This window comes from Methylocella tundrae, from assembly GCF_901905185.1.
Classification (GTDB): domain Bacteria; phylum Pseudomonadota; class Alphaproteobacteria; order Rhizobiales; family Beijerinckiaceae; genus Methylocapsa; species Methylocapsa tundrae.
In genome coordinates this window covers 39,948-66,726 of sequence record NZ_CABFMQ020000046.1, presented here as the reverse complement: position 1 = coordinate 66,726, position 26,779 = coordinate 39,948, and the positions used below count along the sequence as shown (strand labels likewise).

15 protein-coding genes are annotated in these 26,779 nt (G+C 63.2%); 7 read left to right on the top strand and 8 right to left on the bottom strand.

Features of this window, described 5'->3' with window-relative positions:
- The first annotated feature begins 40 nt into the window (after positions 1-40).
- From MPC4_RS05105 to rnhA, 3 genes are all read left to right on the top strand, one after another.
- The gene (locus MPC4_RS05105; RefSeq protein ID WP_174511568.1) at positions 41-775 is read left to right on the top strand and encodes a DUF502 domain-containing protein; all 735 of its coding nucleotides are present in this window, start codon (positions 41-43) and stop codon (positions 773-775) included.
- 131 nt (positions 776-906) lie between these two features.
- A complete protein-coding gene (gene thrB / locus MPC4_RS05100) occupies positions 907-1,872 on the top strand; it encodes a homoserine kinase (protein ID WP_174511567.1) in 966 nt (321 codons plus the stop codon).
- The gene (gene rnhA / locus MPC4_RS05095) at positions 1,869-2,333 is read left to right on the top strand and encodes a ribonuclease HI (protein WP_134486552.1); all 465 of its coding nucleotides are present in this window, start codon (positions 1,869-1,871) and stop codon (positions 2,331-2,333) included. The genes thrB and rnhA overlap by 4 nt, the downstream gene beginning before the upstream one ends.
- A gap of 30 nt (positions 2,334-2,363) precedes the next feature.
- On the opposite strand, the gene MPC4_RS05090 is transcribed toward rnhA, so the two are convergent.
- The gene (locus MPC4_RS05090) at positions 2,364-2,849 is read right to left on the bottom strand and encodes a peroxiredoxin (RefSeq protein ID WP_174511566.1); all 486 of its coding nucleotides are present in this window, start codon (positions 2,847-2,849) and stop codon (positions 2,364-2,366) included.
- A gap of 72 nt (positions 2,850-2,921) precedes the next feature.
- On the bottom strand, positions 2,922-3,857 hold the full coding sequence (locus MPC4_RS05085) for a protein-disulfide reductase DsbD domain-containing protein (protein ID WP_174511565.1): 936 nt from the start codon (positions 3,855-3,857) through the stop codon (positions 2,922-2,924).
- A 194-nt stretch (positions 3,858-4,051) separates the two neighbouring features.
- On the opposite strand from MPC4_RS05085, the gene MPC4_RS05080 reads away from it, so the two are divergent.
- Positions 4,052-4,660, top strand: coding sequence for a YqgE/AlgH family protein (locus MPC4_RS05080; protein ID WP_423135992.1), 609 nt, complete (start codon positions 4,052-4,054; stop codon positions 4,658-4,660).
- A gap of 453 nt (positions 4,661-5,113) precedes the next feature.
- Here the strand turns inward: MPC4_RS05080 and MPC4_RS05075 are convergent, their stop codons facing one another.
- The 6 genes from MPC4_RS05075 to MPC4_RS05050 form a co-directional block, all read right to left on the bottom strand.
- Positions 5,114-7,987 carry an EAL domain-containing protein gene (locus MPC4_RS05075; protein WP_423136012.1) on the bottom strand — a complete coding sequence of 958 codons (2,874 nt, stop codon included), beginning with the start codon at positions 7,985-7,987 and terminating at the stop codon, positions 5,114-5,116.
- Between the two features lie 209 nt (positions 7,988-8,196).
- On the bottom strand, positions 8,197-8,808 hold the full coding sequence (locus tag MPC4_RS05070) for a GNAT family N-acetyltransferase (RefSeq protein ID WP_134486566.1): 612 nt from the start codon (positions 8,806-8,808) through the stop codon (positions 8,197-8,199).
- A gap of 13 nt (positions 8,809-8,821) precedes the next feature.
- Positions 8,822-10,090 (bottom strand): M16 family metallopeptidase, encoded by a 1,269-nt coding sequence (locus MPC4_RS05065; RefSeq protein WP_174511564.1) that lies wholly within the window; start codon positions 10,088-10,090, stop codon positions 8,822-8,824.
- Positions 10,087-11,520, bottom strand: a complete 1,434-nt coding sequence (gene thrC, locus MPC4_RS05060) for a threonine synthase (RefSeq protein WP_174511563.1) — start codon at positions 11,518-11,520, stop codon at positions 10,087-10,089. Before thrC ends, MPC4_RS05065 begins: the two co-directional genes overlap by 4 nt.
- A 151-nt stretch (positions 11,521-11,671) precedes the next feature.
- Positions 11,672-12,406 (bottom strand): SURF1 family protein, encoded by a 735-nt coding sequence (locus MPC4_RS05055; protein ID WP_244628853.1) that lies wholly within the window; start codon positions 12,404-12,406, stop codon positions 11,672-11,674.
- Positions 12,403-12,780, bottom strand: a complete 378-nt coding sequence (locus MPC4_RS05050) for a DUF983 domain-containing protein (RefSeq protein ID WP_134486575.1) — start codon at positions 12,778-12,780, stop codon at positions 12,403-12,405. Before MPC4_RS05050 ends, MPC4_RS05055 begins: the two co-directional genes overlap by 4 nt.
- Before the next feature lie 925 nt (positions 12,781-13,705).
- On the opposite strand from MPC4_RS05050, the gene MPC4_RS05045 reads away from it, so the two are divergent.
- From MPC4_RS05045 to MPC4_RS05035, 3 genes are read left to right on the top strand one after another with little or no spacing between them, the layout of a single operon-like run.
- Entirely contained in the window at positions 13,706-15,640 is a 1,935-nt protein-coding gene (locus MPC4_RS05045; RefSeq protein WP_174511562.1) for a non-ribosomal peptide synthetase, read from the top strand.
- 10 nt (positions 15,641-15,650) lie between these two features.
- A complete protein-coding gene (locus tag MPC4_RS05040) occupies positions 15,651-23,759 on the top strand; it encodes a non-ribosomal peptide synthetase/type I polyketide synthase (RefSeq protein WP_174511561.1) in 8,109 nt (2,702 codons plus the stop codon).
- The gene (locus MPC4_RS05035) at positions 23,756-26,614 is read left to right on the top strand and encodes a condensation domain-containing protein (RefSeq protein WP_174511560.1); all 2,859 of its coding nucleotides are present in this window, start codon (positions 23,756-23,758) and stop codon (positions 26,612-26,614) included. Before MPC4_RS05040 ends, MPC4_RS05035 begins: the two co-directional genes overlap by 4 nt.
- Positions 26,615-26,779 lie beyond the last annotated feature (165 nt).

Genomic DNA, 26,779 nt, shown 5'->3' with positions numbered 1-26,779 from the left:
GAGGCTCGGCTGCAGGACGGCAGGAGCCGGGGGACAAAGCATGACGCAGGTTCCGCCGCAGACAGTTCCGCAGACGCCGGCAGAGCCGCCTGAACCGGTCGCCAGGGGATCGGGCGTCGGCGCCCGTATCCGCAACTGGTTTCTGACCGGCGTGGTCGTCGCCGGTCCGCTGGCGGTGACGGCCTATATCGTGTGGTGGTTCGTCGACACAATCGACAATTGGGTCCGCGGCCTGATCCCGGGCAATGCGCTGCCGGACGCCTATCTGTCGTTCCGCGTGCCGGGGCTTGGCGTCGTCGTCGCCTTTCTGGCCCTGACCTTTCTTGGCTTCCTCGCGCATAATCTCGCCGGCCGCACTTTAATCAAGATCGGCGAGGCGATCCTGGCGCGCATGCCTATCGTGAGGTCGATTTACAAGAGCGTGAAGCAGATTTTCGAGACCTTGTTTTCACAGTCCGGCACGACGTTCCGCAAAGTCGGGCTCATCGAATTTCCGAACAAGGGCTCCTGGTCGCTCGTCTTCATCTCGGCGCCGCCGGGGGAGCTCATCGGCAGCCGTTTGGCTCAGGACGAAAACTATGTGTCGGTGTTCCTGCCGTGCACGCCGAACCCGACCACCGGCTTCTATTTTTACCTGCCGGCGCGCGAGGTCATCGAGGTCGCGATCGCGCCCGACGCCGCCGCCAAACTCATCATGTCCTGCGGCGTCATCCAGCCGGACGCGCGGGCGGTCGTCGCCGCCCTGGCGCGAAATCCCGAGCATGAAACCGCCTGAAGGGCGACGCAGCCGGTTGAGCCTGATAAGCCGCGCAAATTGACCCGCCGCCTCCTTGTGGCTAACACCCATTCTCTCGCCCGGCGCCTGGAGCCGGGGCCGCGACTCATTTCCTTGCGACCGGATGCCGAATGGCCGTCTATACCGAAGTCTCCGATGCGGATCTGGCCGCCTTCCTCGACAGCTATGATCTCGGCTGCGTCCGTTCGCTGAAGGGCATCGCCGAAGGCGTCGAGAACTCCAATTATCTTCTCCACACCGAAAAGGGCTCCTTCATCCTCACCCTTTACGAGAAGCGCGTGGAGGAAGAAAATCTTCCGTTCTTTCTCGGGCTCATGGATCATCTTTGCGCCCGGGGGATCAACTGCCCGCGGCCGGTGCGGGCGCGTTCGGGGGCGGCTCTCGGCAAGCTTTCGGGGCGTCCGGCGGCCATCGTCACTTTCCTCGAAGGAATCTGCCACAACCGGCCGACGGTCAGCGATTGCTCCAGGCTTGGCGGGGCTCTCGCCCGGCTGCATCAGGCCGCCGCAGACTTCAAAGGCTCTCGCGACAACAGTTTGAGCCTTGCCGCATGGCCGCGTCTCTTCGCGCCGGTCGCCTGTTGCGCCGACGACGTCGAGCCTGGCCTTGCCGCCGCGGTCGCCGCGGAGCTTGGCTTCCTTGAAGCCAATTGGCCGCGAAACCTGCCGCGCGGCATCATTCACGCCGATCTTTTTCCGGACAATGTTCTCTTCCTCGGCGAGGAGGCGCCGGGGTTGATTGATTTCTATTTCGCCTGCGCCGATGATCTCGCCTACGATCTCGCCATTTGTCTCAACGCGTGGTGTTTCGAGGCGGACGGCGCTTTTAACGTCCGGAAAGCAGCCGCGCTGTTTGAGGCTTATCAGCGCGTTCGTCCCTTGACGCCGCTCGAGATCGCGGCGATTCCAGTGCTTTCCCGAGGCGCCGCCCTGCGCTTCGCGCTGACGCGGCTGATCGATTGGCTTCACGTGCCGGCCGGCGCGCTGGTGCATCCGAAAAATCCGATCGAATACATGCAAAAATTGCGCTTCCATCAGAAGATCACGGACGTGCGCGAGCTTGGCCTCGCCCAATGAGCCGCGAGGTGACGATTTTTACGGATGGCGCCTGTTCCGGCAATCCAGGACCGGGCGGCTGGGGCGCGGTGCTGACCTTCGGTGATCACAGAAAAGAGCTCAGCGGCGGTGAGGCGGCGACGACCAACAACCGCATGGAGCTGATGGCCGCGATCATGGCGCTGGAGGCTTTGACACGGCCGTGCGCCGTGCACCTCTACACCGATTCCAACTATCTGAAGGGCGGCGTCACGACCTGGCTTGCCGGCTGGAAGCGCAACGGCTGGCGCACGGCCGACAGGAAGCCGGTCAAGAATGTCGAACTCTGGCAGAGGCTGGAAGCCGCGACCGAGCGCCACGAGATTGACTGGCGCTGGGTCAAGGGCCACGCGGGCGATGAGATGAACGAGCGCGCCGATTTGCTGGCGCGCCAGGGAATGGCGCCCTACCTCACAAAGCGGAAGGCGGCGCCAGGGGCGTGAGCGGGAAGCGGCGCCGGCGGTGGAGCCGCCTCAGATCTGCTCGAGTAGCGTCTCGGCGCTCGAAGCGTCCGCCTTTCCGGGAGAAGTTTCGACATTGAGCTTTTTCACGACGCCGTCGTCGACGAACATCGCGTAGCGCTGGGAGCGCAGACCAAGGCCCCGCTCGGAAAGATCGAGCGTCAGGCCGAGCGCCCTGGCGAAATCGCCGCTGCCGTCGGCAAGAAAACTGATCTTCTCCGCGGGATCGGTGGCTTTGCCCCAGGCGTCCATGACGAAAACGTCGTTGACGCTGGTGACGGCGATTTCGTCGATCTCTTTTTGCTTGAACGCCTCGGCCTTGTTCACGAATCCTGGCAGATGGGCGTTGCTGCAGGTTGGCGTGAAGGCGCCCGGAACGCCGATGAGAATCACTTTGCGCCCTTTGAAAATTTCGTCCGTGGAGCGCAGGGCCGGACCTTCCGGAGTCATGATCGAGAAATTCGCCTTGGGGATGCGATCGCCGGCTTTGATCGTCACTGTCTCTTTTCCTCCACTTTGGCGCGCCTGCATCCTCCCCTCCGAAAGGCCATGGCGCGCCGCGCGGGGCTTTTACGGAGAGGCTAGGATCGCGCCGAGGTCTACCGCGAATTCATAGCTTTGTCGTGGCCCGGCGAGTGTAAGAGTCACCGGAATCTTGCCGGCGCCAGCGGCCAGGTCATCCGGCTTTGGCCCTTCAACCTCGACGATCAGAAACTCATTCGGCTTCTCGCCCTTCTTCGATTCGAAATACCATCCTTCCTGGCCTTCAACGAAGAGGTCGGTCTGGGCCGCGCCGGGATCGGTTGAGACCGCCGCGACGGTCTGGGGCTCCGGGCGGACTTGCACGCGCCATGTCGGCAGCGTTGCGCCGCGATCGCGCGTGATCAGGATTTTGGCGTCGCGCCCGGCAGCGTCGAGACGCTGCGGAACCTTGGCTTTCGCGGCGGCGAAAACGGCTTCTTCGGGCGAGGCCCCGTCCGGCGCGGCGCCTTCGCCGGGATGGGCCGGCAGCTCCAGCTTCGCTTTGGCCTTCACAGGCAGGCAGATCGCGGCGCAGACCGCATATTCAATTGACACCGACAGAACGGCCGGCCGGTTCTCGTCCGCCAGCGTGACGTCGACGGGAAACGTCACCATGCCCCGATAGCCAAACGCATCGAGGCCGGCCTCATCGATGCGCAAAGGCGTCGGAAACTGGACAGTCGCTTCTTTGAGATTTTCCGAATCGTGGAAGTCGAACACGGGCGGCACACCCGTTTCGCCAGGGGTGCGCCAATAGGTGAGCGCGTCTGGATCGAGGCGAATTTCAACGCCGGCCTTGTAGGCGCCTTTGACGGCGCCGGGTGCGGCGATCAGCCGCGCGGCTGATTTTTTTCCGTAAATCCAGTCAGTTGTGATCGGATCAGCGCGTAATTCAGCCATGAATCCCAGTGCAAATAGAGCTGCGACGGCGCACATGCGCGTTTGCGCCGAAGCGGCGTTTAGAAGCTGGAGAGACATTTGCATGACATTTGTTTGATCGCTGAACCTGTTGAGAAAGAGACAAGGTATTTTGCGTGCGCGAAAGCTGCAACCTACATTGAAGTGATAGAAATGCGGGATCGGGCGATCGTGGAAGCCAAGGATGGAGACTAGACAGCAGTTACATACTGGCGTCGATGCAATTTCAGCAGAATGAGGCGGAGAAAATGGGATCAAAAATGCCTCCCGAAAGTGAACGGCAGAACCAGGGCGGGTTTCTCGATGGGCAGTTGCTCGTCGCCATGCCCGGAATGCCCGACAATCGCTTCTCCCGTTCGGTCATCTACCTTTGCGCGCACTCCGAGGAGGGCGCGATGGGCATCATCGTCAATCGCCCGGCGCGCAAGGTGACATTTTCCGAACTCCTCGTTCAGCTCGACGTGATCAAGGCCGATGAGGCGATACGCTTGCCCGCGCAAGCCGGATCGGTGCAGGTCCTGAAAGGCGGCCCGGTGGAGACCGGCAGGGGATTTGTTCTCCATTCCAACGATTTCTTCATCGATAATTCGACATTGCCGATCGATAATGGCGTGTCCTTGACCGCGACGATCGACATCTTGCGCGCGATCGCGCGCGGGGCTGGGCCTGACCGGGCGCTGCTCGCGCTTGGCTACGCGGGCTGGTCGGCCGGTCAGCTCGAGGCCGAGATGCAGGAAAATGGCTGGCTCAACATTCCGGCCGACGCTTCGCTGATCTTTGATGAGGCGCTTGGCTCGAAATATGAGCGTGCGCTGCACAAAGTCGGCATCGACCTGAGGCGGCTCTCCTCGGATCTCGGCCATGCTTGAGTTCGCCGCGCTCGCATAAGCTCAGCGTGCCCCCAGCCGAAGTTCGGGAGGGAGCCGAAATCGGAACTTGCTATCCGGGGAGGCGAGCAGATGACCGACGAAGAACACGCTCAAGAACTCGACGAAAAGAACCGAAAAGAACAAGGTCATCGCGCATCTGACGAAGACCCTGGCCTATACGAGGGATTGCCTGGAAATCGCACGCAAGGCGCTGGAAAGCATTGCCGGCGAGGAGGGAGAAGGCGAGGCTTCGATTGAAGGGCATATCACCTGTCGCAAGATTGCCGCCGAATCCCTTAGTCGGATCTAGCGACGAATGCGTTCAAGCGGAATCGCATTTCGCTCGTCAGACCTTTGTTTTAACGCGTGACGCGGCCCCGAAAAGTCCGCCACTTTTCCGCGTCATGCCCTGGCGCGGCGTGCTGACGCGAGGCGACCTGCGGATCGTCCGGATCAAGCGGCGATCGTCGCCGCTCCGACAAGCTTGCGGGCGTCGGCGGCGCTGATCGGATGACCGAAGGCGAAGCCTTGAGCGTATTCGCAGCCGAGTTGATAAAGTTCGATCGCATCTGATTCCGCCTCGGCGCCTTCGGCGACGACTTCCATGCCAAGATCATGCGCGAGCGTTACGATGGAGCGCAGGATGACCGGCCTCGCCCCGGCGCCGTTTTGACGCACGAAAGAGCGATCAATCTTGATCGTGTCGAAAGGAAACCGCTGCAAATAGGCGAGCGACGAATAGCCGGTGCCGAAATCATCGAGCGAAAGCCCGGCGCCGAGATCGCGGATGCGGGTCAGGATCTGCGCCGCATATTCGGGGTTTTCCATGACGAGACTCTCGGTCAGTTCGAGCTTTAGCGAGCCGGGGCTGACATCGACGCGCGACAGCACGGTCTTGACGTCATGCAGGAGATCGTGGCGCAGCAATTGCCGAGACGAGACGTTGACGCTGACGAAGATCGGCGGATCTACGTCGAGCGCGCGCTGCCAGGCGGCGAGTTCGCGCGCTGCCCGCTCCAGCGCGAAAATGCCGAGATCGATGATGACGCCTGTCTCTTCGGCGACGCCGATGAATTCGCCGGGATTGAGACGGCCAAGGCGGGGATGATCCCACCGCAGCAAAGCCTCGAAGCCCGCGACGGTGCGATCCTCGAGACGCACGATCGGCTGGAAGTAAACCTTCATCTCGCCGCGATCGAGCGCCCGGCGCAGGTCCGCCGCAAGGCCGAAGCGGTCTGACCGCAAGGTCCGCATCGTCGCCCGGAACACCTCAATGCGATTGCCGCCGAGCCGCTTGCCGTGGCGCATGGCGATTTCCGCGTCTTTCAGCATGTCCTCGCGCTTGGCGTGGAGCTGCGGATCGTAGAGGGCGAGGCCGATCGAGGCGGTAAGCGGAATTTCCTTGTCGCTGAACGTCACCGGCGTCGAGGCGACGCGCCGCACGACATTGGCCAGCGCGGTAATCTGTTCGGTTTCGGGTTCTGAGACGATGAGCGCCGCGAATTGATCGCCCGAAAGGCGCGCGAGCGTATCCTGCGGCTTCAGGATGCGGCCAAGGCGCCGCGCCAAAGTGAGGAGGATCGAATCGCCGGCCGAAAGTCCGACCGCTTCATTGATCTGCTTGAAGCGGTCGATGTCGATGCTGATGACGGTCGGGCGCACTTTCGGGTCGCTTTGGGCGAGGGTCAGCGCCGCGTCGAGCCGGTCGAAGAACAATTCGCGATTGGGCAGCCCGGTCAGATTGTCATGCACGGCGTCGTGCAGAAGCCGTTCCTCCGCGGTCTTGATTTCCGTGATGTCGCTCAGCGCGCCGACGATGCGCAAGACTTCTCCGTCGGGACCGATCACGGGCCGCGCCTTCATGCGGAACCAGAAATGCTGGCCGTCAAAGGCGCGCAGGCGGAAATCCTGATTGATGCGGCCGCGCCGTTGCTCCAGCATGGCGTCGAGGCAGGCGCGGTAGCGGTCGCGCTCGAGCGGATGCAGCGCGTCGAGCCAGTTCGAGGCCGGCCCCTCGAGCGCGCCGCGGGCGAGGCCCAGTTGAGCCTCGACCTCGGGACTGACATAGACCCGGTCGGCGGCGACGTCCCAATCGAAGATGATGTCGCCGCTGCCAGTCAGAGCCAGCGCCTTGCGCTCGATGTCGGACACAGCGCCGTGGGCGAGGCCGCTGCCGACGAACGCATTTTGCATGATGGTGAAGCCGATGAGCATGACGATCAGCACGAGGCCGCCGATCAGCGCCGGGGAAACGAGATCATTGGTCAGCGTTCCGGTGACGGTAAAGGCGGCGCCGATGATCCAGGCGAGCAGCAGGAACCAGGTCGGGATCAGCATCACCGCGCGGTCGTAGCCGTGAACGGCGAGATACAACACGAGGACAAAGCCGACGACGCCGATGGTTGCGAGCGAAATGCGCGCGACGCCTGCGGCGACCGGCGCGTCATAGACCGAGAGGCCGACGAGTGCGGCAAGGAAAATCAGCCAGATCGCTGCGACGTGGGAGGCCCGAACGTGCCAGCGGTTGAGGTTCAGATAGGCGAACAGAAAAACCAGCAGCGTCGCTGCGAGGATGGTCTCGGCGCCGGCGCGCCAGATCCGGTCCGATTGGCCCTCGGTGCCGAAAATCTTTCCCCAGAAGCCAAAGTCGATGCAGACATAGGCGAGCACCGTCCAGGCGAGCGCCGCTGCGGCGGGAAAGATCACAGCGCCCTTGATGACGAAGACGATGGTCAAAAACAGGGCGAGGAGGCCGGCGACGCCGATGACGATGCCCTTGTAGAGCGAAAGGCTCGTCATCCTGTCCTTATAGGCGTCCGGCTCCCAGAGGTGGAGCTGGGGCAGGTTGGGCGTGCGCAATTCGGCGACATAAGTGACGGTCGTTCCCGGATCGAGGGTCAGCCGGAAAACATCGGCGTCCTCACTGTCCTCACGTTCCGGCGGAAAACCCTGGCTCGCGGTGATCGCGGAAATGCGCGTCGCGCCGAGATCGGGCCAGATGACGCCGGAGCCGACGAGGCGGAAGTGCGGCGCGACGATCAGCCGTTCGATCTGTTCCCCGGTGTCGTTGGTCAGCGCGAAGACGATCCAGTTCGGACGCGTTCCCTGTTCTCTGGCGCGCACCTCGATGCGCCGGACGATCCCGTCCGACCCCGGAGCCGTCGAGACGAGCAGGCGATCGCCGGCGGAATTATAGCTTTCGATCGCCTTGGTGAGGTCGATCACCTGAGAATCGAGTGGAACCCGCACGGACTCGATCGCTCGCGCTGGGCTCAAGCCCGCCGCGAGCGCCGCGAGAAGGATGAGACAACGAAAATAATGAGCAATGCCCGCCAAGAGTGATTTACCTGTGGAATGGAGCCGCCCGCGAAAGGAGCGGTTCGAGCCGAGGGGCGATCTTGAATGGTAAAGCTTATGTCCGCCAGCGGCAACGAGACGGTTTAGCGGTCATTCGTGTCGGTTTTGGGATGCGCGGGTGAGGCGCGCAAGCAAAAACCTTCGCCGGTCGCGGCCCCGCCGGTGAATAGCTTGCCGATTCAGAACTTGCCCTGCCGCGGCGGCCGCAAGGGCGTCTGATCGGATTCGAGCATGCCGAACAGCAAATGATCCTCCCAGACTCCGTTGATGCGCAGATAGGCGCGCGCATAGCCTTCCCGCTTGAACCCGACGCGTTCCAGCAGTCTCATCGATGCCGCGTTATGGGGCAGGCAGGAGGCCTCGACCCGATGAAGCCGCAGCGAGCCGAAGGAAAAGGCCACCGCAGCGCGCGCGGCCCTCGTCATAAAGCCTTGATTCGCAAAAATTTCGCCGATCCAATAACCGAGCGTCGCGGCCTGCACGACGCCGCGCTTGATCTGGCCGAGGGTGAGGCCGCCAAGCAGCACGTCATCGTCGCGAAAGACAAGAAACGGATAGGCTTCGTTGCTCTCGATCTCCTGCTGATGGCGGCGCACGCGCCGGCGGAAAGCGGCGCGCGTCAGATCGTCGCCGGGCCAGGTCGGCTCCCACGGCGTCAGAAAATCGCGGCTGTGTTCGCGCAGGCTCGACCACGCCTCGAAGTCGCGCATTTCCGGCGGCCGCAGATAGACGCCGTCGCCGCGCACGAAGTGGGGAATCTCGATGTTCGGCCCGATTCGAAAAAGCGCCACGGCGCCAACTCCTTCAACAGGCGCGCAGACGCTGCGCGACGCGGTCGGGGGCAAAAACCTTGTTAACGGGGCCGATGGCGGCGACCGTCGGCTTTGATGAGAGCGCCCGCGCGCCCGCTTGCCGGATGGCGGCGATATCAAGCTGATCAATCTTGCCGATGATTTCCTCGCGCGAGAGGACCCTGTCGAAAGCCATCACCTGCCGCGCGATTTGTTCGCAACGCGCGGAAGGCGATTCAAGCGCCGCGAGCAGCGAGACCTTCATCTGCGCCTTGGCGCGGCGCGCTTCGGCCTCGCTCAGCCGTTGCGCCGCTTCGCCGAGGCAATCAAGGGCGACTGGCATCAATTCCGCGACGTCCTTGGCGCCAGTCGCCGCGTAAAAGCCGAAAAGGCCGGTATCCGAATAGCCCCAGTGAAAGGCGTGGATGGAATAGGCAAGGCCGCGCGTCTCGCGCACTTCCTGGAACAGGCGCGAGGACATGCCGCCGCCGACGGCGTTGGCGAACACCTGCAGGGCGTAAAAATCCTCGTCGGCGTAGGAGAGGCCTTCGAATCCGATGACGATATGGGCCTGTTCGAGCCGGCGCTTCATCAGGATTTCGCCGCCGCGATAAAGCGCGGCCGGCGCCGCGGCGCGGGAATCGCCGCCGGCCGCAAGGCCCGAAAAGCGCTTCTCGACATCCGCGCAGATGCGATCATGGTCGATGGCGCCGGCGGCGCCGATCACGGTCGCGCGGCTGCAGTAATGGCTGTCGAGATAAGCGCCGATGGCGTCGCGGCTGAAGCCGGCGATCTGTTCGGGCGTTCCCAGAATCGGCCGGCCGATCGGCTGGTCGGGAAAGGCCGAGGCGTTGAACAGGTCGAAAACGAAATCGTCCGGCGTATCCTCGACCGCGCCGATCTCCTGAAGGATGACGCCTTTTTCGCGCTCGAGCTCTTCCGCGTCGAAGATGCTGTCGGTCAGGATGTCGGCGAGGATGTCAAGCGCGAGCGGCGCGTCCTCGGCGAGCACATGGGCGTAATAGGCGGTGTGTTCGGTGCTCGTCGCGGCGTTGAGATCGCCGCCCGCGGCCTCGATTTCTTCGGCGATCGCCCGAGCCGAACGCCGGCGCGTGCCTTTGAAGGCCATGTGTTCGAGAAGATGGGAGAGGCCATGTTCGCTCTTGCGCTCGTGGCGCGACCCGGCGCCGACCCAGACGCCGAGCGAGGCGGTTTCAAGATGCGGCATGGCGTCGGTGACGACGCGAAGCCCGGACGGCAATGTCGTGACCTTTGCGCTCATGACGCCGCCTTTTGAGGCTCTCGGCCCGTCTCGCCCGAGACGGCGGCGCGAATGAAGCGTTCGATTTCGCCCTGATCATTGGGCAGGACCGAGAAATGCTCGGGCCGCTCCATGAGGCCGGCGAGATGTGGCGGCAGTTCCGGGCGCAGGCCCGTGGCGGCCTCGATGGCGTCGGGAAACTTCGCGGCATGGGCGGTGCCGAGCACGACGAGCGGCGTTCTTGCCCCGCGTGAAAGAGCCTCCCGCCGCGCGGCGCTGACGCCGACGGCGGAGTGCGGATCACAAAGATAGCGCGCTTCGCGCCAGAGCCGCGCGATCTCCTGGCTGGTCTGTTCTTCGCTGACGCTGAACGCGTCGAAATCGGCGCGGATGGCGTTCAGCGCGCCGGCGTCGATGTCGAACGAGCGCGACTGGGCGAGTTGCGCCATCTTGGCGCGGATCGTCGGCGCGTCGCGGCCAGAGGCTTCAAACAGAAGCCGCTCGAAATTGGACGAAACCTGAATGTCCATCGAGGGCGATTGCGTCGGGCGCACCTCGCCGAGGGCATAGGCGCCGCTCGCGAGGGCGCGCGGCAGGATGTCGTTGGAATTGGTGGCGATCACCAGCCGGTCGACAGGTAGCCCCATGCGCTTGGCGATCCAGCCGGCGAAAACATCGCCGAAATTGCCCGTCGGCGTGACGAAGGAAACAGGACGATAAGGGGCGCCAAGAGCGACGGCGCTCGTGAAGTAATAGACGGTCTGGGCGAGGATGCGCGCCCAATTGATCGAGTTCACGCCGCAAAGATTGAGTTTCTCGCGCAGCGGCGGGTTGTTGAAAAGAGCTTTGACCGCGGCCTGCGCGTCGTCGAAAGAGCCCTCGATGGCGATTGCGTGAACGTTGTCGGCGCCGACCGTGGTCATCTGGCGCCGCTGCACCTCCGAGACGCGCCCATGCGGGTAAAGAATAAACACATCGACCTGTCGCAGGCCCGAGAAGGCCTCGATCGCCGCGGCGCCCGTGTCGCCAGAGGTCGCGCCGACGATTGTCGCCCGCTGTCCGCGCGCGTGCAGCGCGTGTTCGACGAGGCGCGCCAGCAGTTGCATCGCGAGATCTTTGAAGGCCAGCGTCGGACCGTGGAAAAGTTCGAGCGTAAAGAGATTATCGTCAAGCTGGGCGAGGGGAGCGACGGCCGGATGCCGAAAGCTCGCGTAGGCGGCCTCGATCATGCCGCGCAGGGCCGGCGCCGCGATCTCGTCCGCCACATAAGGCGAGATGACGGCTTCAGCGACTTCCGCATAGGATCTGCCGGCAAAACCAGCGATTTCCTCCTGGCTCAGCCTTGGATAGTCTTGCGGCAAGTATAGGCCGCCGTCCGGCGCGAGCCCTGCGAGCAGCGTCTGGGTGAAGGATAGCGGCGCAGCTTCGCCGCGGGTGGAGATGTATTTCAAGACAGGGATCCAGATCTCGCCGGAGCGACGAATTTATCGATTGAGTCAAGGCGTCTAACATAATTCAGCGAGGCGGGCAGCAACAGGCGCTGTTGCATAAGACGAAATCGCGCCACTGTTCTCAAACGAAAATCAGGAGAATATGGCGCAATTAGCGGTTTTGCCATGCAAAGACGACGAATACCGCGACAAGCGCGAAAGCGAGGCCGAACCAGGTCAGGGCGTAGGAGAGGTGATTATTGGGAAAAACCAGCTCCGTCGCGCCCCCTTGCGGCCAGCCGCCGGGGATCGGCGCCGCGTCCGCGTCGATGCTGAAGGGCGCCGCCGGGGAAAGACCGAAATGGGCGGCGATCAAGGCTGGGTCGCGCGTGAAATACGCGCCCGTTTCGGGATCGTCGGCAGGGGTGAACAGGTTTCGCGATTCCGGCTGGCGCATCAAGCCCGTGATATGGGTTTCGCCTTCGACCTGTCCCTGCGGCCGGCTGCCGGGGTCTTTCCGGTCGAGCGGCGCGAAGCCTCGATTGACGATGACGTAAGCGCCTGAGTCGAGCCGCAGAGGCGTGAGCACGAGATAGCCCGGCTGCCTCGCCGCGCCGCCGGCTGGGCGAAAGATCAGCGCTTCCTTGCCATTGTCAAAGACGCCCGTCAGTTCGACGTGGCGATACTCATAATCGTCCGGGCGCAATTGCGCCCACTGGCTCTCTGGCGGCAACGCCGAGGGGGGGGCCTTGGCGCGGGTCTCGATCTGCGCGATCAGGCCTTCCTTCCAGGCGAGGCGATGCAATTGCCAGACGCCGAGCGCCGTCAGAAAAGCACAGCCGAGAAGCGTCGCGATCGCAGGCCAGAGCAGCCTAGCCGGCCGTTCTTTCGTCAACGTCCGCGTCAACGCTCGAACCGCCCTTGTTCGGCCTTGGTGCGATATTGCTGCGCGACAAGTACGCCTTTCAGCGGACGCAAAAGTCCGATGCAGACAATCAGCGTCAGCGGCAGAAACACAACGAGATGAACCCACATCGGCGGTTCGAAAGTCAGCTCCGTCCATAAAGCTATGCCGAGCACGATGAAGCCGCCGATTAGGGAAACGAAAACCGCCGGGCCGTCAGCCGAGTCGGCGAAGCCAAAATCAAGACCGCAGACATCGCACTTCGGCGCGAACGTCAGGAAGCCTTTGAAGAGCGCTCCCTTTCCGCAGCGGGGACAGCGGCCTTTCAGTCCTGCGGCCAAAGGCGATGGGGGCAAATAGCCGTCTTCATGTGTCATCGCATATCCTTACGGGGTTGATCCGAAGCGGGGCCCGTCTCAAGCCTGCGCGGCGCGCAGTTGGCGGTCCGCGCCTGTCGTCCAACGTCATACCACGGCTTGGCGCAGTTTACGCCGCCCCGATAGGGGCGGCTCTTGCTAGCCCTCCGCCAGGAGCGCGCCGACATCGCTGCGGGACAATTATGGACAAGCCATCATTTGTATCGGTAAATGGTATATGGTAGTGTTTACGCGTGGTTTCATCTTGAGTGGCCGCACTCCTCAGCCGGGGAAACTACGAAGCCATGATGAATAATCACATTTAACACTAATTATTATTTAGAGCTTAAATTTATTGACCGGATCGGTTTCAGATCGAGGCATTAAGGCCTAATTTTTTGACTAATCTATTTAAGCGCGGAGTCTCCCAGGATAGCGGGATTTAGTAGAATTGCGTCCATTCGGGCGGCTCTTTGTCCACCTATTTTTGCGAATTGGGAGGGCGCGCGACAGCTACACCCACGCTCTTTCCGCGAGAGGCGGCATGCGTCGTTCGCCGGATTGATCGACGACTAATTGGAGCGCTGAATGAGTTTTCGCAAGGGTCGGGCTTTGCCCACGAGGGACCTCCCGGAGAGTCTTTGCCCGGGCGCGCGTCAAAACAATTCATTGATCTCGATTGGACGTATTCCCGCATGAGAAACACATTTTCGCCATATTGCCAAAAAGAGTTGGCCGGTTTTCAAAGCGAATATATAGTGTGTTGGAGAGTTATTATTAATCAATGGCTTAAGTCTCAACTCGAAAACATCCGCGGCGCAGTTTCCAAAGGTGCGAACGGTCGCTGTCTCTTGGGAGTCTCGTTGGGAGCTATCCGGCGTTGTCCCTGAATGGAGAGGTTGTTGCCATGTTTCACCATTCTGGACGCAGAGACGGGAATTCCGACGTGGCTGCTTTCGATGTGCGCCGGACAATTCATTCCTTTTTTATTGAAGTCGCGCGTGACCACCCGGACCATGCGGCGGTTTTATATGACGGTCGTGCTCTTTCATATTCGGAGCTCGATCGAAAGTCGAACCAGTTCGCCAGGTTCTTGACGTCGAGAGGGATTCGTCCCGGCGCGATCGTCGGATTGTTTCTATCGCGATCGCCCGAAGCGATCATTGCGATGCTTGGCGTTCTGAAGGCGGGCGCCGCCTTTGCGCCGCTTGACCCTGCCTATCCGGCCGATCATCTCGCCTTTATCGCGTCGGACGCTGAGCCATTCATCGTGGTTTCGGCCTCGCACATGTTTTCCAAAGCCCGATCGCCCGCCGACGGCGTCGCGTTCTCGCCGGCGGCGCTTCCATGGACGGCGCCAACTCTTTTGATGGACGCGGAAGAAGAGGCCATCGCGCGCGAGAGCGGCGGCGCGCTGGCGGAAACCGTCGCGGGCGATGATCTTGCCTATGTCATGTACACTTCGGGGACGACCGGGCGGCCGAAAGGGGTCATGGTTCCCCACCGCGGCGTGACCCGCCTTGCCTTCAACAGCTTCGTCGACCTCGGCCGGCATGATGTTGTCCTGCATCTCGCGCCATTGGCCTTCGATGCGTCGACATTCGAAATCTGGAGCCCCTTGCTCAACGGAGCCGCGCTCGCCATTGTTGGCGCCGCGCATCCGAGCTTCAATGAAATCGGCGCCGCCATCCGCGAAGGCGGCGTGACGACGGCCTGGTTCACCGCCAGCCTTTTTCATGCGATCGTCGATCATCAGATCGAGATTCTACGGTCGCTGCGCCAGCTGATCGCCGGCGGCGACGTGCTGTCGCCGCGACATGTCAGGCGCGTGCTCGACGCGCTGCCGCAATGCCGTCTCGTCAACGGTTATGGCCCGACGGAAAACACAACTTTCACCTGCTGCTACGATCTGCCGCGAGATTTCAGCGCGGATGCGGCGGCGCCGATCGGGCGGCCAATCGAGCACACCCGCGTCTATGTGCTGGATCAAAACCTGCGGCCCGTGCCGGCTGGTGAGGAGGGCGAACTGTTCGCGGCCGGCGATGGCGTGGCGCTCGGCTATCTGAAGCGGCCGGAGCTCACCGCCGAAAAGTTTCTGCCCGATCCTTTCTGCGGGGAGCCGGGTCAACTGATGTACCGGACAGGCGATCTCGTCCGGCGCCGGGTGGATGGTGTCATCGACTTCACCGGCCGCGTCGATCGCCAGGTGAAGATTTTCGGCAAAAGGGTCGAGCTTGACGAGGTCGAAGCGCTGTTGCGGCGACTGCCGCAGGTCGCCGACGCGGCCGTGCAGGTGCGCAAGCGCACAGACGGGGATCGGCAGATCATCGCATATGTCAGCTCACACTCATCAATCGATCCAGAGGCGTTGCGGCGGCACATGCTTGATCTTGCTCCAGACCATTTGGTCCCGGCGCATTTCGTCGTGCTGCGCGATTTGCCGCGCACGCCCAATGGCAAGGTCGATCGCGCGTCGCTTCCCGAATTCGTCGGCGCAAGGGCGGCGGCGCCTGCCGTCGCGCAGGATCTGAACGCCATCGAGGCGACGCTCGCCGGGGTCTGGAGCCGGCTGTTGAAAACGGATTCCGTCGGAGTCGACGCAAATTTTTTCGATCTCGGCGGCGCTTCGCTCGACGTGATGGCGTTGCAAGAGGAAATCAAGGCGCGCTTCTTCTGTGATGTGCCGATGACCGCCCTCTTCGAATTTACGACCATCCGTTCGCTCGCGGCGCATCTGCAAAGCCTTGATGCGTCCGCCGCGGGCAAGGGCGCTGAGGCCTCGACAGACAGAGTCGCCGTCGACGATCTCAACAGCCGCAAGGCGCGTCAGGCCGAGGCGCTCAAGCGCGCCTCCCGCCGTCGCGTGGTTTCGGCATCATAGAGCAAACGCCATGAAAGAGAACGCATCCGCCCCTTCGCCGGCTCCGCCGGGGATCGCCATCATTGGCATGGCCGGCCGGTTTCCCGGCGCCGCCGATGTCGCCTCGTTCTGGCGTAACTTGCGCGCGGGCGTCGAATCGATCAGCCATTTCACCGATGCGGAGCTCGAGGACGCTTTCGACGCAAGCGTTCGCGGCGATCCGAATTTCGTCCGCGCGCGCTCGGTGATCGAGGGCGTCGAGGAGTTCGACGCGGGCTTCTTCGGCATGCACGCGCGCGAGGCTGAACTCACCGATCCTCAGCACCGCGTGTTCCTCGAATGCGCCTGGCATGCGCTGGAGGACGCAGGCTACGATCCGGCCGCCTACAAGGACGCGATCGGCGTCTTCGCCGGCTGCAGCATGAGCACCTATTTTCTGCGCAACGTTCTCCAGGATCGCGCGGCGGTCGAGCTTTTCACCAGCAATTATCAGGTCGGCAGCTACGGCGAACTGATCGGCGCCTTGCCGGATGTTTTTGCGACGCGCGTCTCCTACAAGCTCGGCTTGCGCGGACCGGCGATGACGGTGCAGACCGCCTGTTCGACATCGCTCGTCGCCATAGCGCAGGCGTGCCAGAGCCTGTTGCTTTTTGAATCCGACATGGCGCTCGCGGGCGGCGTCTCGATCACGCTGCCGCAGCGCCGGGGCTATCTCGCGGTCGAGGGCGCCATGGTGTCGCCGACGGGGCGCGTGCGCACCTTCGACGCCAAAGCGGACGGCACCGTATTCGGCAGCGGCGCCGGCGTCGTTCTGTTGAAGCGGGTCGAGGACGCGATTGCTGACGGCGATCATATCTACGCGGTGATTCGCGGCGCCGCGCTGAACAATGACGGCGCCGCGCGGGCCGGCTTCACGGCGCCGAGCGTCAACGGCCAATGGGAGGTGATCGCGGCGGCTCTGGCGAACGCCGAGGTCGATGCGCGGTCGATCAGCTATGTGGAGTGTCACGGGACGGCGACGCCGCTCGGCGATCCGATCGAAGTCGCGGGCCTGACCCGCGCCTTCCGCGCCAGCACTGAGGATGTCGGCTTTTGCGCGCTCGGATCGGTGAAGCCGAACGTCGGTCATCTCGACGCGGCCGCCGGCGTCACTGGCCTCATCAAGACGGCGCTCGCCCTGCAGGACCGGCAACTGCCGGCGACGCTGTTTTTTGAGACTCCCAATCCGCATATCGCTTTCGAGGGCGGGCCTTTCTACGTCAATGACACATGGCGCGAATGGCCACGCGGCGACGAACCGCGCCGAGCCGGGGTCAGCGCCTTCGGGGTCGGCGGCACCAATGCGCATGCCGTGCTGGAGGAGGCCCCTTTGGCCTTTTCGGAACCGACCCGGCGGCCGGCGCAGATTATCTGCGTTTCGGCGCGCAGCGCCATCGCTCTTGAAACGGCGCGGCGCAATCTGGCCGCGCATCTTCAATCTCATCCTGAGCTGACGCTGGCCGACGTCGCTTATACGACGCAGGCCGGGCGGCGCGCTTTCAGCCATCGCGCGGCGGTTGCCGTCGGCGATCTCGAATCGGCGGCGGCGGGCCTCGAGTCGGGGAAGGGCTTGATCACGGGCGAGCCGCGCGGCGCGCGAACGCTCGCTTTCATGTTCCCCGGGCAGGGCGCGCAATATCCGGCCATGGGATTGGAGCTCTATCGGACCGAGACGGTGTTCCGCGAGAGCATGCGCCGCAGCGCGGAGATTTTGCGTCCGGCGCTCGGCGCGGACCTCTGCGCGCTCCTCTATGGCGAGACCGGGGAGCGCGCCGACGCGGAAGGGCTGCAGGCGACCGAAATCGCGCAACCCGCCCTGTTCGCCGTCGGCTATGCTCTGGCGGCGTTGTGGCGGAGCATCGGCGTGACGCCGCAGATGATGATCGGCCACAGCGTCGGCGAATTCGTCGGTGCCTGCCTCGCCGGCGTATTCTCGCATGAGGATGCGCTTCGTCTGATCGCCGCGCGCGGCCGTCTGATGCAGGAAATGCCGCGCGGCTCCATGATGGCGGTGCGCCTGCCGGAAGCCGAATTGACGCCTTTCCTGCAAGAGTCTCTGGCGCTCGCCGCGATCAATGGACCAAAGCTCTGCGTCGCGGCTGGCCCCGACGACGCCATCGCCGAACTCGACGCCGAACTCTCCGCGCGGGGCGTGATGACGCGCCGCCTGCATACCTCGCACGCGTTCCACTCGCCGATGATGGAGCCGGCCGCGAAAGCCCTGCGCGAGCAATTTGCGGGCGTTCGGCTCGCGCCTCCCGCGATGCGCCTGATTTCGTCGACGACGGGAGAGTGGCTGACCGCCTCCGAGGCGACCTCCCCCGATTACTGGGCGACCCATTGCCGCGCCCCGGTGCGCTTTGCCGCCGGGCTCGCGACGCTGCTGCGCGAGGCCGGACCAGACGCCATTCTGCTCGAGGCCGGCCCTGGCGTGACCCTCTCGACGCTCGCGCGGCAGGGTGGGGCGGGAAGCGCGCCCGACGCCGTGCTCGCCTCGCTGCCGGACGCGGCGCGCGAAGCCTCCGACAGCGAGGTCATCGCGCGCTCGACCGCGCAGCTCTGGTGCGCCGGCGTTCCGATCGATTGGCGCGGCGTCCATTCCGACGCCAAACGGCGCCGGGTTTCTCTGCCAGCCTATCCATTCGAGCGCGTCCGTCACTGGATCGACGCGCCGCCCGTCGAGCGGGTCAATGAGCGCCAGGCCCCGGCTCCCTCCCTTTCCACGTCAGCCTCAGCCGAGGTTCGTGAGTTATTTTCACGCGACGCCGCGTTCACAGGAACAATTTTGCCCCAGGCCTCTTTGTTTGAAACATCTTTTCCAGAGATTTCCCCGCCCATGACCGCAGCGCCCATTACTCCGACTCAAAGCGATTCCACGGCCGCATCCGCCGCAACGAGCGCGAGCCTGCATCAACGCGTGGTGGAGCTTTTCGAAGCTTTGTCGGGCGAGGCTATCGCCGATCTTGCGCCGGAGACGACCTTCCTTGAGATGGGCTTCGACTCCTTGTTCCTCAGCCAGGCGACACAGCAGCTGCAGCGTGAATTCAAAGCCAAGCTGACTTTCAGGCAATTGCTTGGCGATCTCTCTACGATCCCGGCGCTCACCGCTCACCTCGAGGCGAATTTGCCGCCCGAACTGCACGCCCCGCAAGCCGCCACGGCGGTTCCCACCGCCCTCACTCAGTCAGCGCCGGCGCCGGCAGCCGCCGCGCAGCCCTCCCTGTCGCAAGCGGCGTCTAACGCGCCGCCCGCCCCCGGATCGGCTGGCGTCGAGCAGGTGATCCGCGAACAGCTCGACGTCATGAGCCGCCTTATGGCGCAGCAACTCGAGGCCTTGCGCGGCGCTCCCGTGACCGGCGCGCTTCCTGCCCCTTCGGCGATGTCGGCTCCTCCTCAGCCGGCCGCAGGGGCGGCCGCCGCCGCGGCGAAAGCGCCGATTTCCGCGCCGATTTCCCTGGCGGTTTCCGCGCCGACCGCGAACGAGCCGAAGTCACGTTTCGAGATGATCGCGGCGTCCCGCTCCGCGCCGCCCGTCGACATGAATGAGAGGCAGCAGCGCGCCCTCGCCGAGCTCATTGCGCGCTTCAATGAACGGACGGCGCAATCCAAGCGGATGACGGCCCAATATCGGTCGGTTCTCGCCGATCCGCGCGCCGCCTCTGGCTTTCGTTCGGAGTGGAAGGATCTCGTCTATCCCGTCGTCAGCGATCGCGCGAAGGGCTCGCGCATCTATGACGTCGACGGCAATTCCTACATCGATCTCGTCAATGGCTACGGCCAGACTTTCTTCGGCCATGCGGCGCCCTTCGTCGTCGACGCCGTCGCCGAACAATTGCGCGAGGGTTTCGCGATCGGGCCGCAATCGGCTCTCGCGGGGCGCGTCGCGGCGCTTTTCGCCGAAATGACGGGCAATGAGCGGGTCACCTTCTGCAACACGGGGTCCGAAGCCGTCATGGCGGCGATGCGAATCGCCCGCACGGTGACAGGCCGCAACACGATCGCAACGTTCACCGGCGATTATCACGGCCAGTTCGACGAGGTTCTGGTCAAAGGAACGCTGCGCTCCGGCGTCGCGCGCGCCATTCCCGCTGCGGCTGGCATTCCGGGCAAGTCGGTCGAGAACATGGTGGTGCTGCCCTATGGCGCTCCGGAATCGCTCGAGTGGATCCGCGCCCATGCGGACGATCTCGCGGCGGTGCTGGTGGAGCCGGTGCAAAGCCGCCATCCCGAACTTCGGCCGGTCGAGTTTCTGCGTGAAATCCGCGCCATAACTGAAAGCTCGGGCTCGGCATTGATTTTTGATGAAGTCGTCACCGGCTTTCGCATGCATCCTGGCGGCATGCAGGCCCTGTTCGACATCAGGGCCGATCTTGCGACCTACGGCAAGGTCGTCGGCGGCGGCCTTCCAGTCGGCATTCTCGCCGGCAAGGCCGCCTTCATGGACGCGCTCGACGGCGGCATGTGGAGTTATGGCGACGATTCTTATCCCGAAGTCGGGATGACCTTCTTCGCTGGAACCTTCGTGCGCCATCCGCTCGTCATGGCGGCGGTGTGGGCGGTGCTGAACCATCTGAAGGAGCAGGGGCCGCCCCTACAGGAGAGGGTCAGCGCGCGCACGGCCGCGCTCGTCAAGCGCCTCAATGAATTCGTGGAAAAGCGCGGCCTCGATTTTCAAATCGAGACCTTCGGCAGCCTGTTCTTCTTCAATCTCTCGAATGTGTCGCGCTACGCTGGCCTGTTCTATCCGCACATGCTGGAACGCGGCGTCTATGTGCAGGAGCATTATCCCTGCTTCCTGACGACGGCGCATAGCGAGGCCGACATCGCAGCCATCGCCGAAGCGTTCGAGGACGCCATCATAACGATGCAAAAATCCGACTTCATGCCGGCGCCCCCCGGCCTAGGGCCGGAGCCTGAAACCGACGTTCCGCTGACCGAAGCGCAGACAGAAATCTGGCTCTCTGCCCAGCTCTCGGACGAGGCTTCATGCGCCTTCAATGAATCGGTTACGTTGCGCCTTCGCGGCCGGCTCGACCGCAATGCTTTGACGAAAGCGCTGAACGAGGTGATCGCCCGGCACGACGCCTTGCGCGCGGTCTTTCAGGCCGATGGCCAGCGCATGCGCATTCTGCCCTCGCTTGAACTCGATCTTATCGAGCGCGATCTCGAGCGGACGTCACGACCGGCGGCGCAGGACGCTTGGCGCGACCTTCTCGCCCATGATGCGAGGACGGCTTTTGACCTTGTCAACGGGCCGCTCGTGCGGGCGCAACTGGTTCGCTTCGCGGCGGATGATCACGCGCTAGTCGTGACGGCGCATCACATCATCTGCGACGGCTGGTCGTTCAATGTCATTATCGATGAGGTGACCAAGCTTTATGAGGCCGGCGTCTCGGGCGCGGCCGCTGAGCTGCCGACGCCTCTGTCATTTGTCCGCTACGGCGCCGAGGAACGCGCGCGGCAGGCGCGGGAAGGAGCCGTCGTCGAGGCTTTCTGGCTGCCGCAGTTCACGCCGCCGCCGCCGGCGCTCGATCTGCCGACGGATCATCCCCGCCAGGCGCAAAAAAGCTTTGCCGGCGCGACTCTGACCCGGAGGATCGATCCCGAGCTGACCCAGCTTTTCCGCAAGGCGGCGGCGCGTCAGGGCTGCACCCTGTTTGTCGGTTTGCTCGCGGCGTTTGAAACCCTGCTCGCCCGGCTCGCGGGTCAGGAGGAAGTCGTCGTCGGCATTCCCGCGGCTGGCCAATCTCTCGCCGAGGGCGATAATCTCGTTGGCCATTGCGTCAATTTCCTGCCGCTGCGCGGGCGTTGGACTGCTGAGACGACGATGGCCGAACATCTGGCGGCGACGGGCCAGATTGTGCTCGCAGCCTATGAGAACCAGAGCTTCACGCTCGGCACGCTGGTTCGCAAGATGGCGTTGCCGCGCGAGGCGGGGCGTCGCCCCCTCGTCGAGGCCCAATTCAATCTCGAGCGCATAGCCGACAAGATCCACGTGGCGGGGCTCGAGATTGAGACGCAATCGAATCCGAAAAGCGCGGTTATCTTCGATCTCTTCTTCAACGTTACGGAACAGGACGGCGGCCTGCGCGTCGACTGCGACTATAATTCGGGCCTCTTCGATGAATCGACGATCGAACGCTGGATCGGCCATTATCGCACGCTCCTCGGCGAAATCGCCGCGAGCCCTGCGCAGCCCATATCGGCGCTGCCCCTGATCTCGACTGAAGAGCGCCATTGGCTAACGCAGGAGCTCAACAGGAGCGCGGCGAACGATCTCGACCTGCGGCCCGTGCATGAACTCATCGCCGCTCAGGCGGCGCGCACGCCGGGCGCCGTCGCCGCCCGCTTCGCCGACGCCGCCCTCAGCTATCGGGAGCTGGACGAACGAGCCAACCGGCTGGCCAATCATTTGCGCGGCGTCGTCAGCGATCCGTCCGCCCGCATAGGCGTCGCGACGGAGCGTTCGCTCGACATGTTGATCGCCTTGCTGGCGATCATGAAGACCGGCTGCGCCTATGTGCCGCTCGATCCAAGCCATCCGGCGGCGCGGCTGCGCCTTGTCCTCGACAATGCGGCCGTCTCTGCGGTCGTCTGCGACAATGCGTTCATGGGAGCTATGGCGCCGGGAATTCCGGTGGTGCGGATCGACGCCGATGCGGGCCTTATCGCAAGCCGCCCGTCGAGCGCTCCAGCCGTCGAGAGCGACGCTTCACGCCCCTGCTACGTCATCTTCACCTCGGGATCGACGGGCGCGCCGAAGGGCGTTGAAATCGCCCATCGCTCGGTCGCCAATCTTCTGTGGTCGATCGCACGGACTCTCGACGCTCGCCCAAGCGACGTTCTCGTCGCGGCGACGACCATCTCCTTCGACATCGCGGCGCTGGAGCTCTATCTGCCGCTGATCACCGGCGGCTCGGTCGTCATCGCGAGCAGGGATGACGTGCGGGGAGGCTTTGGCCTCGCCACGCTGATCGAGAAGACGCAGGCGACCATCGTCCAGGCGACGCCCTCGCTCTGGCGCATTCTGACGGAGGCTGGATTTGCGCCGCGCCGCGGCCTCAGGATGCTGTGTGGCGGCGAAGCCCTGCCGCGCGATCTCGCCGACACGCTGCTGAAAAACGGCGGCGAGTTGTGGAACGTCTACGGCCCAACCGAAACGACCATCTGGTCGAGCATCGGGAGAGTTTCGCCGGCGCCGGCGCCCATCACGATCGGCTCGCCAGTTCTGAACACCGAACTCTATGTTCTCGACAAGGCTCATCAGCTGACGCCCGTCGGCGTCGTCGGCGAATTATTCATCGGCGGCGCGGGACTGGCCATCGGCTATTTCCGCCGCCCCGATCTCAACGCCGCGGCGTTTCTTCAGATCTCCGTCGGAGATCTTGGCCCGCAGCGGCTTTATCGCACCGGCGATCTCGCGCGGCGGCTGCCGGACGGCGGCGTCGAAATCCTCGGCCGCGTCGATTCCCAGATCAAACTGCGCGGCTTCCGGATCGAACTCGAGGAGATCGAAGCCGTGATGCGTGGCTATCCCGGCGTTCTCGCCTGTGCGGCCGCGGTCCAGACGCCGGTCGGCGGCACGCCGCGCCTGATCGGCTATACTGTCGCGGCGGCGGATTGTCCGATCCCGTCATCGGAGCTGTCGGCCTATGCGGCGCAGCGTCTGCCCGACTACATGATTCCGGCGATCTGGATGCGTCTCGTGGCGCTGCCGCTTACGCCCAACGGCAAGCTTGATCGCAAATCACTGCCGCAGCCAGACCTGGCGCAATCGGCGGAAGCCCGCATCATCACGCCGCCGCGGGATGCGCTGGAGGCCGCGTTGGCGACGATTTGGCGCGAAGTTTTGCAGATCAACGAAGTCGGCGTTCATGACAACATTTTCGCTCTGGGCGCGGATTCCATTCACCTGTTCCGCATTGCAGCGCGTATGATGGCTCAAAATCTCGGCCTTGAAGCGAGGCATTTGATGCGGTTTCCGACGATTGCACAGCTTGCGCTGGCTGCCAGCGCCGAGCCATCCGCTGAGGGGAAATCGGCTGCGGCGCCCTCTCTGAAGAGTTTCAGGCGAGGCCAAGTGAAGGAATCGTCCGCATGACCATGCGTCGGAGTGAAGATGAGATCGGGACTCCGGCCGACAGCGGCTTATCGCACGAGCAGCACTCGCCGGCGTCCGGCAATCTGATCTTTCCGTGCTCGGCGTCGCAGAACCGGTGCTGGTTCATCAATTCGTTGAGCCCTGGCAATCCGGCCCTGAACGTCGCTTTGCGCTGGGAGGTGACCGGCCGCCTCGGCCCGGCTACGGCCGAGCAGGCGTTCCAGACGATCGTCGACAGGCACGAAATCCTGCGTTCCCGCTTCCTCGAAAAGGACGGCGAAGCGATGCAGGAGGCGTTGGAGCATGTGAGCTTCAAGCTGTCCGTGATCGATCTCTCCATGCTGCCCGAAACCGAGCGGCTGAAAGAGGCTTTGGCGCAAGGCGAACGGGAGGCGCACAAATCCTTTGACCTTTCGCAGGCCCCGCTGATCCGGGTCACGTTTTTGCGCCTTTCCGGCGATCATGCGATCCTGCTCGTCACGGTGCATCAGATCGCTTTCGATGGTTGGTCGATCCGCGTGCTGGCTAATGAGTTCGGCGTCATCGCCGAAGGCCTCAACGCCAAGCGTCCCTATGATCTGCCCCAGCCGCCGCTGCAATATGGCGATTACTGCCTCTGGCAGAAGGAATATTTCGCGAGCGGCGTGTTTGAAGGCGAGACCGCCTATTGGAAGAACAAGCTTGGCGGCGCGCCCTATTTCGAGGTTGTTCCTGACCATGAGCGTCCGAGCCGGCCGACCTATCGCGGTGAGATATTGGCCGCGGTCCTGCCGCCGCAACTCGGCGAACAATTGGAGGAAGCCGCCCGCCGGCACAATCTGACCTTATTCAGCTTCGGCTGCGCGGTGACGGGAGCGATGCTGCATCGCTACACCGGTGAAAATGACGTCATCTTCGGGACCCAGATCGCCGGGCGCGACGATCCGGACCTTGAGAACATGATCGGCATGTTCATCAATAATCTTGTCATGCGCTTCGACGCGTCGGATGATCCGACGTTCGACGAATTTCTGACGCGGGTGAACCAAACGGTTCAGGACGCGCTGATCAATCAGCGCATGCCGTTCGACAAGCTGGTTGAAATTCTCAATCCGCCACGTGATCCGAAGCGGACGCCGCTCATTTCGGTCAATTTCACCGTCCTGCGCGACGTGATGGACCATAAGAGCTACGGGGATTTCGTCCTGCACGGGCAGCCCTCGCTGTCGGCGGGCTCGCTCTATGATTTGATCTTCTTCATGGTCCATTGGCCGAGCGGCTGGCGCATGGCGATGGAATATAATCCGGATCTCTTCGAGCGGCGAACGGCGGAACGGCTGCTCGATTTTCTTCTGGCGACCTTCGAATTCGCGATTTTGCGTCCAGACGCCAAATTGTCCGCCCTGACGCCGCCCGTGCGTGATCTCATCGAGGCGCCAAAGCCGCGCCCGCATCTCGACGCCATTGAGTTGGCCCTGCGCCAGCATATGGACGTCAAGGACGCGGCCGTGATCCCAGGTTTGGATTACGGCGAGCGATCGCGGCCTTACGCCTATGTCACGCCGGTTCCGGGCCTTCGCATTCCACTCGAAACGCTTCCCGCCAAGCTGAGCGCCTATCTTTCCGACGCCCTGCCGGGCGGATCGACGGCGCCGAGCGGCGTCAGCGTGTTGCTGGCTTTGCCGCGAAATGGGCTGGGCGACGTTGATTACCGGGCCCTGCCGCCGCCGCCCGCCGGCTCCTTTGCCGCGACGCCGGCCGCAACTGGGAGCGCGGCGCGTCTGGACATCATCGAAATGAAGCTGGCGTCGATCTGGCGCGAACTCCTGAAGGTTAGGGAGATTGGCCCAAACTCGAACTTTTTCGAACTTGGCGGCCATTCGCTTCTTACCATTCGGCTAATGGCGAGAGTCGCCGCCGATTTTGGCGTCAAACTAGATCCCGTGACTCTGTTCCAGGCTCCGACTTTGCGGGAATTTGCCGCGCGTCTGCCGATTTCCGAAGGCGCGCAGGAAAGTCCCCGTCTCGTTCAAATCCAACCCGAAGGCGACAAGACGCCCATTATCGCCATCAACAATTCTGTTCTCTATTATAATCTCGCGAGACGGATTGGATTGGACAGGCCGTTCATCGGGATTCCCCTGCTCGAACCGGCCGGCGGAGTTCCGGCGCCAGTTCGGACGCTGAATGAGATCGCGGTCGATTACGTCCGTGTCATTCGTGAGGCTCAGCCGCGCGGCCCCTACATTTTATGCGGCCTCTGCGTCGCCGGCGCGCTCGCCTATGAATGCGCGCAGCAACTAAGGAAGGCGGGCGAATCCGTTCCGCTGCTCATTCTCTCGGATATCTGGGCGCCGGGCTTTCTCGCGGCCTATCCGTTGCACAGAAAGCTGGTCTACCACTTCAACTACCGGCTTCGCACCTTGCGCCATCGCATCGATCTGCTTCGCACGGGCAAGCTCTCGCTGGCGGAGGTCTTGTCGACTTTCACGCTTGTTCGCAAAAGCCGCGTTCTCGACTTCGCGGCCTGGATCGGCCTGATCGACGGCGCGCAACTGGCCAAAAAAGTCCGTGGCCGCGACAATTGGCTGTTTCTCCTTTCGCTGGAGACGGCACGGAACGCCTATGAAATTACTCCGACCCCAAGCAATGTCGTCATTCTCCAGAGTGACGAAATCGTTACGGATTTCGCCGATCCGAACATGGGCTGGACCGATCTCGTCAAAGGCGGCCTTTTCATCCGTCGAATTCCCGGCTGGCATGAAGACATGTTTCAGGATGAGGGCGCGCGCCTGATCGCCGAATATCTTCAGCCGCGCCTTGAAGAAGTTGACGCCGAACGCGACCATTCGGCTGCGTCTTTGAAGTCGAACTAAGGTCGCCGTCCGGCCATCGGATAGGTTGATCGAGGCGAATTCCAGACCGAAAGCAAGAGGAAAATCCTATCTCCGCCTCACAGAAAAGGCCGGGCGTGGCTGTTGCGCCGCGATCTGGCCGTATCGATTTTCTCGAATTTTCCTTCGGAGGAGACGTCGCTGCGA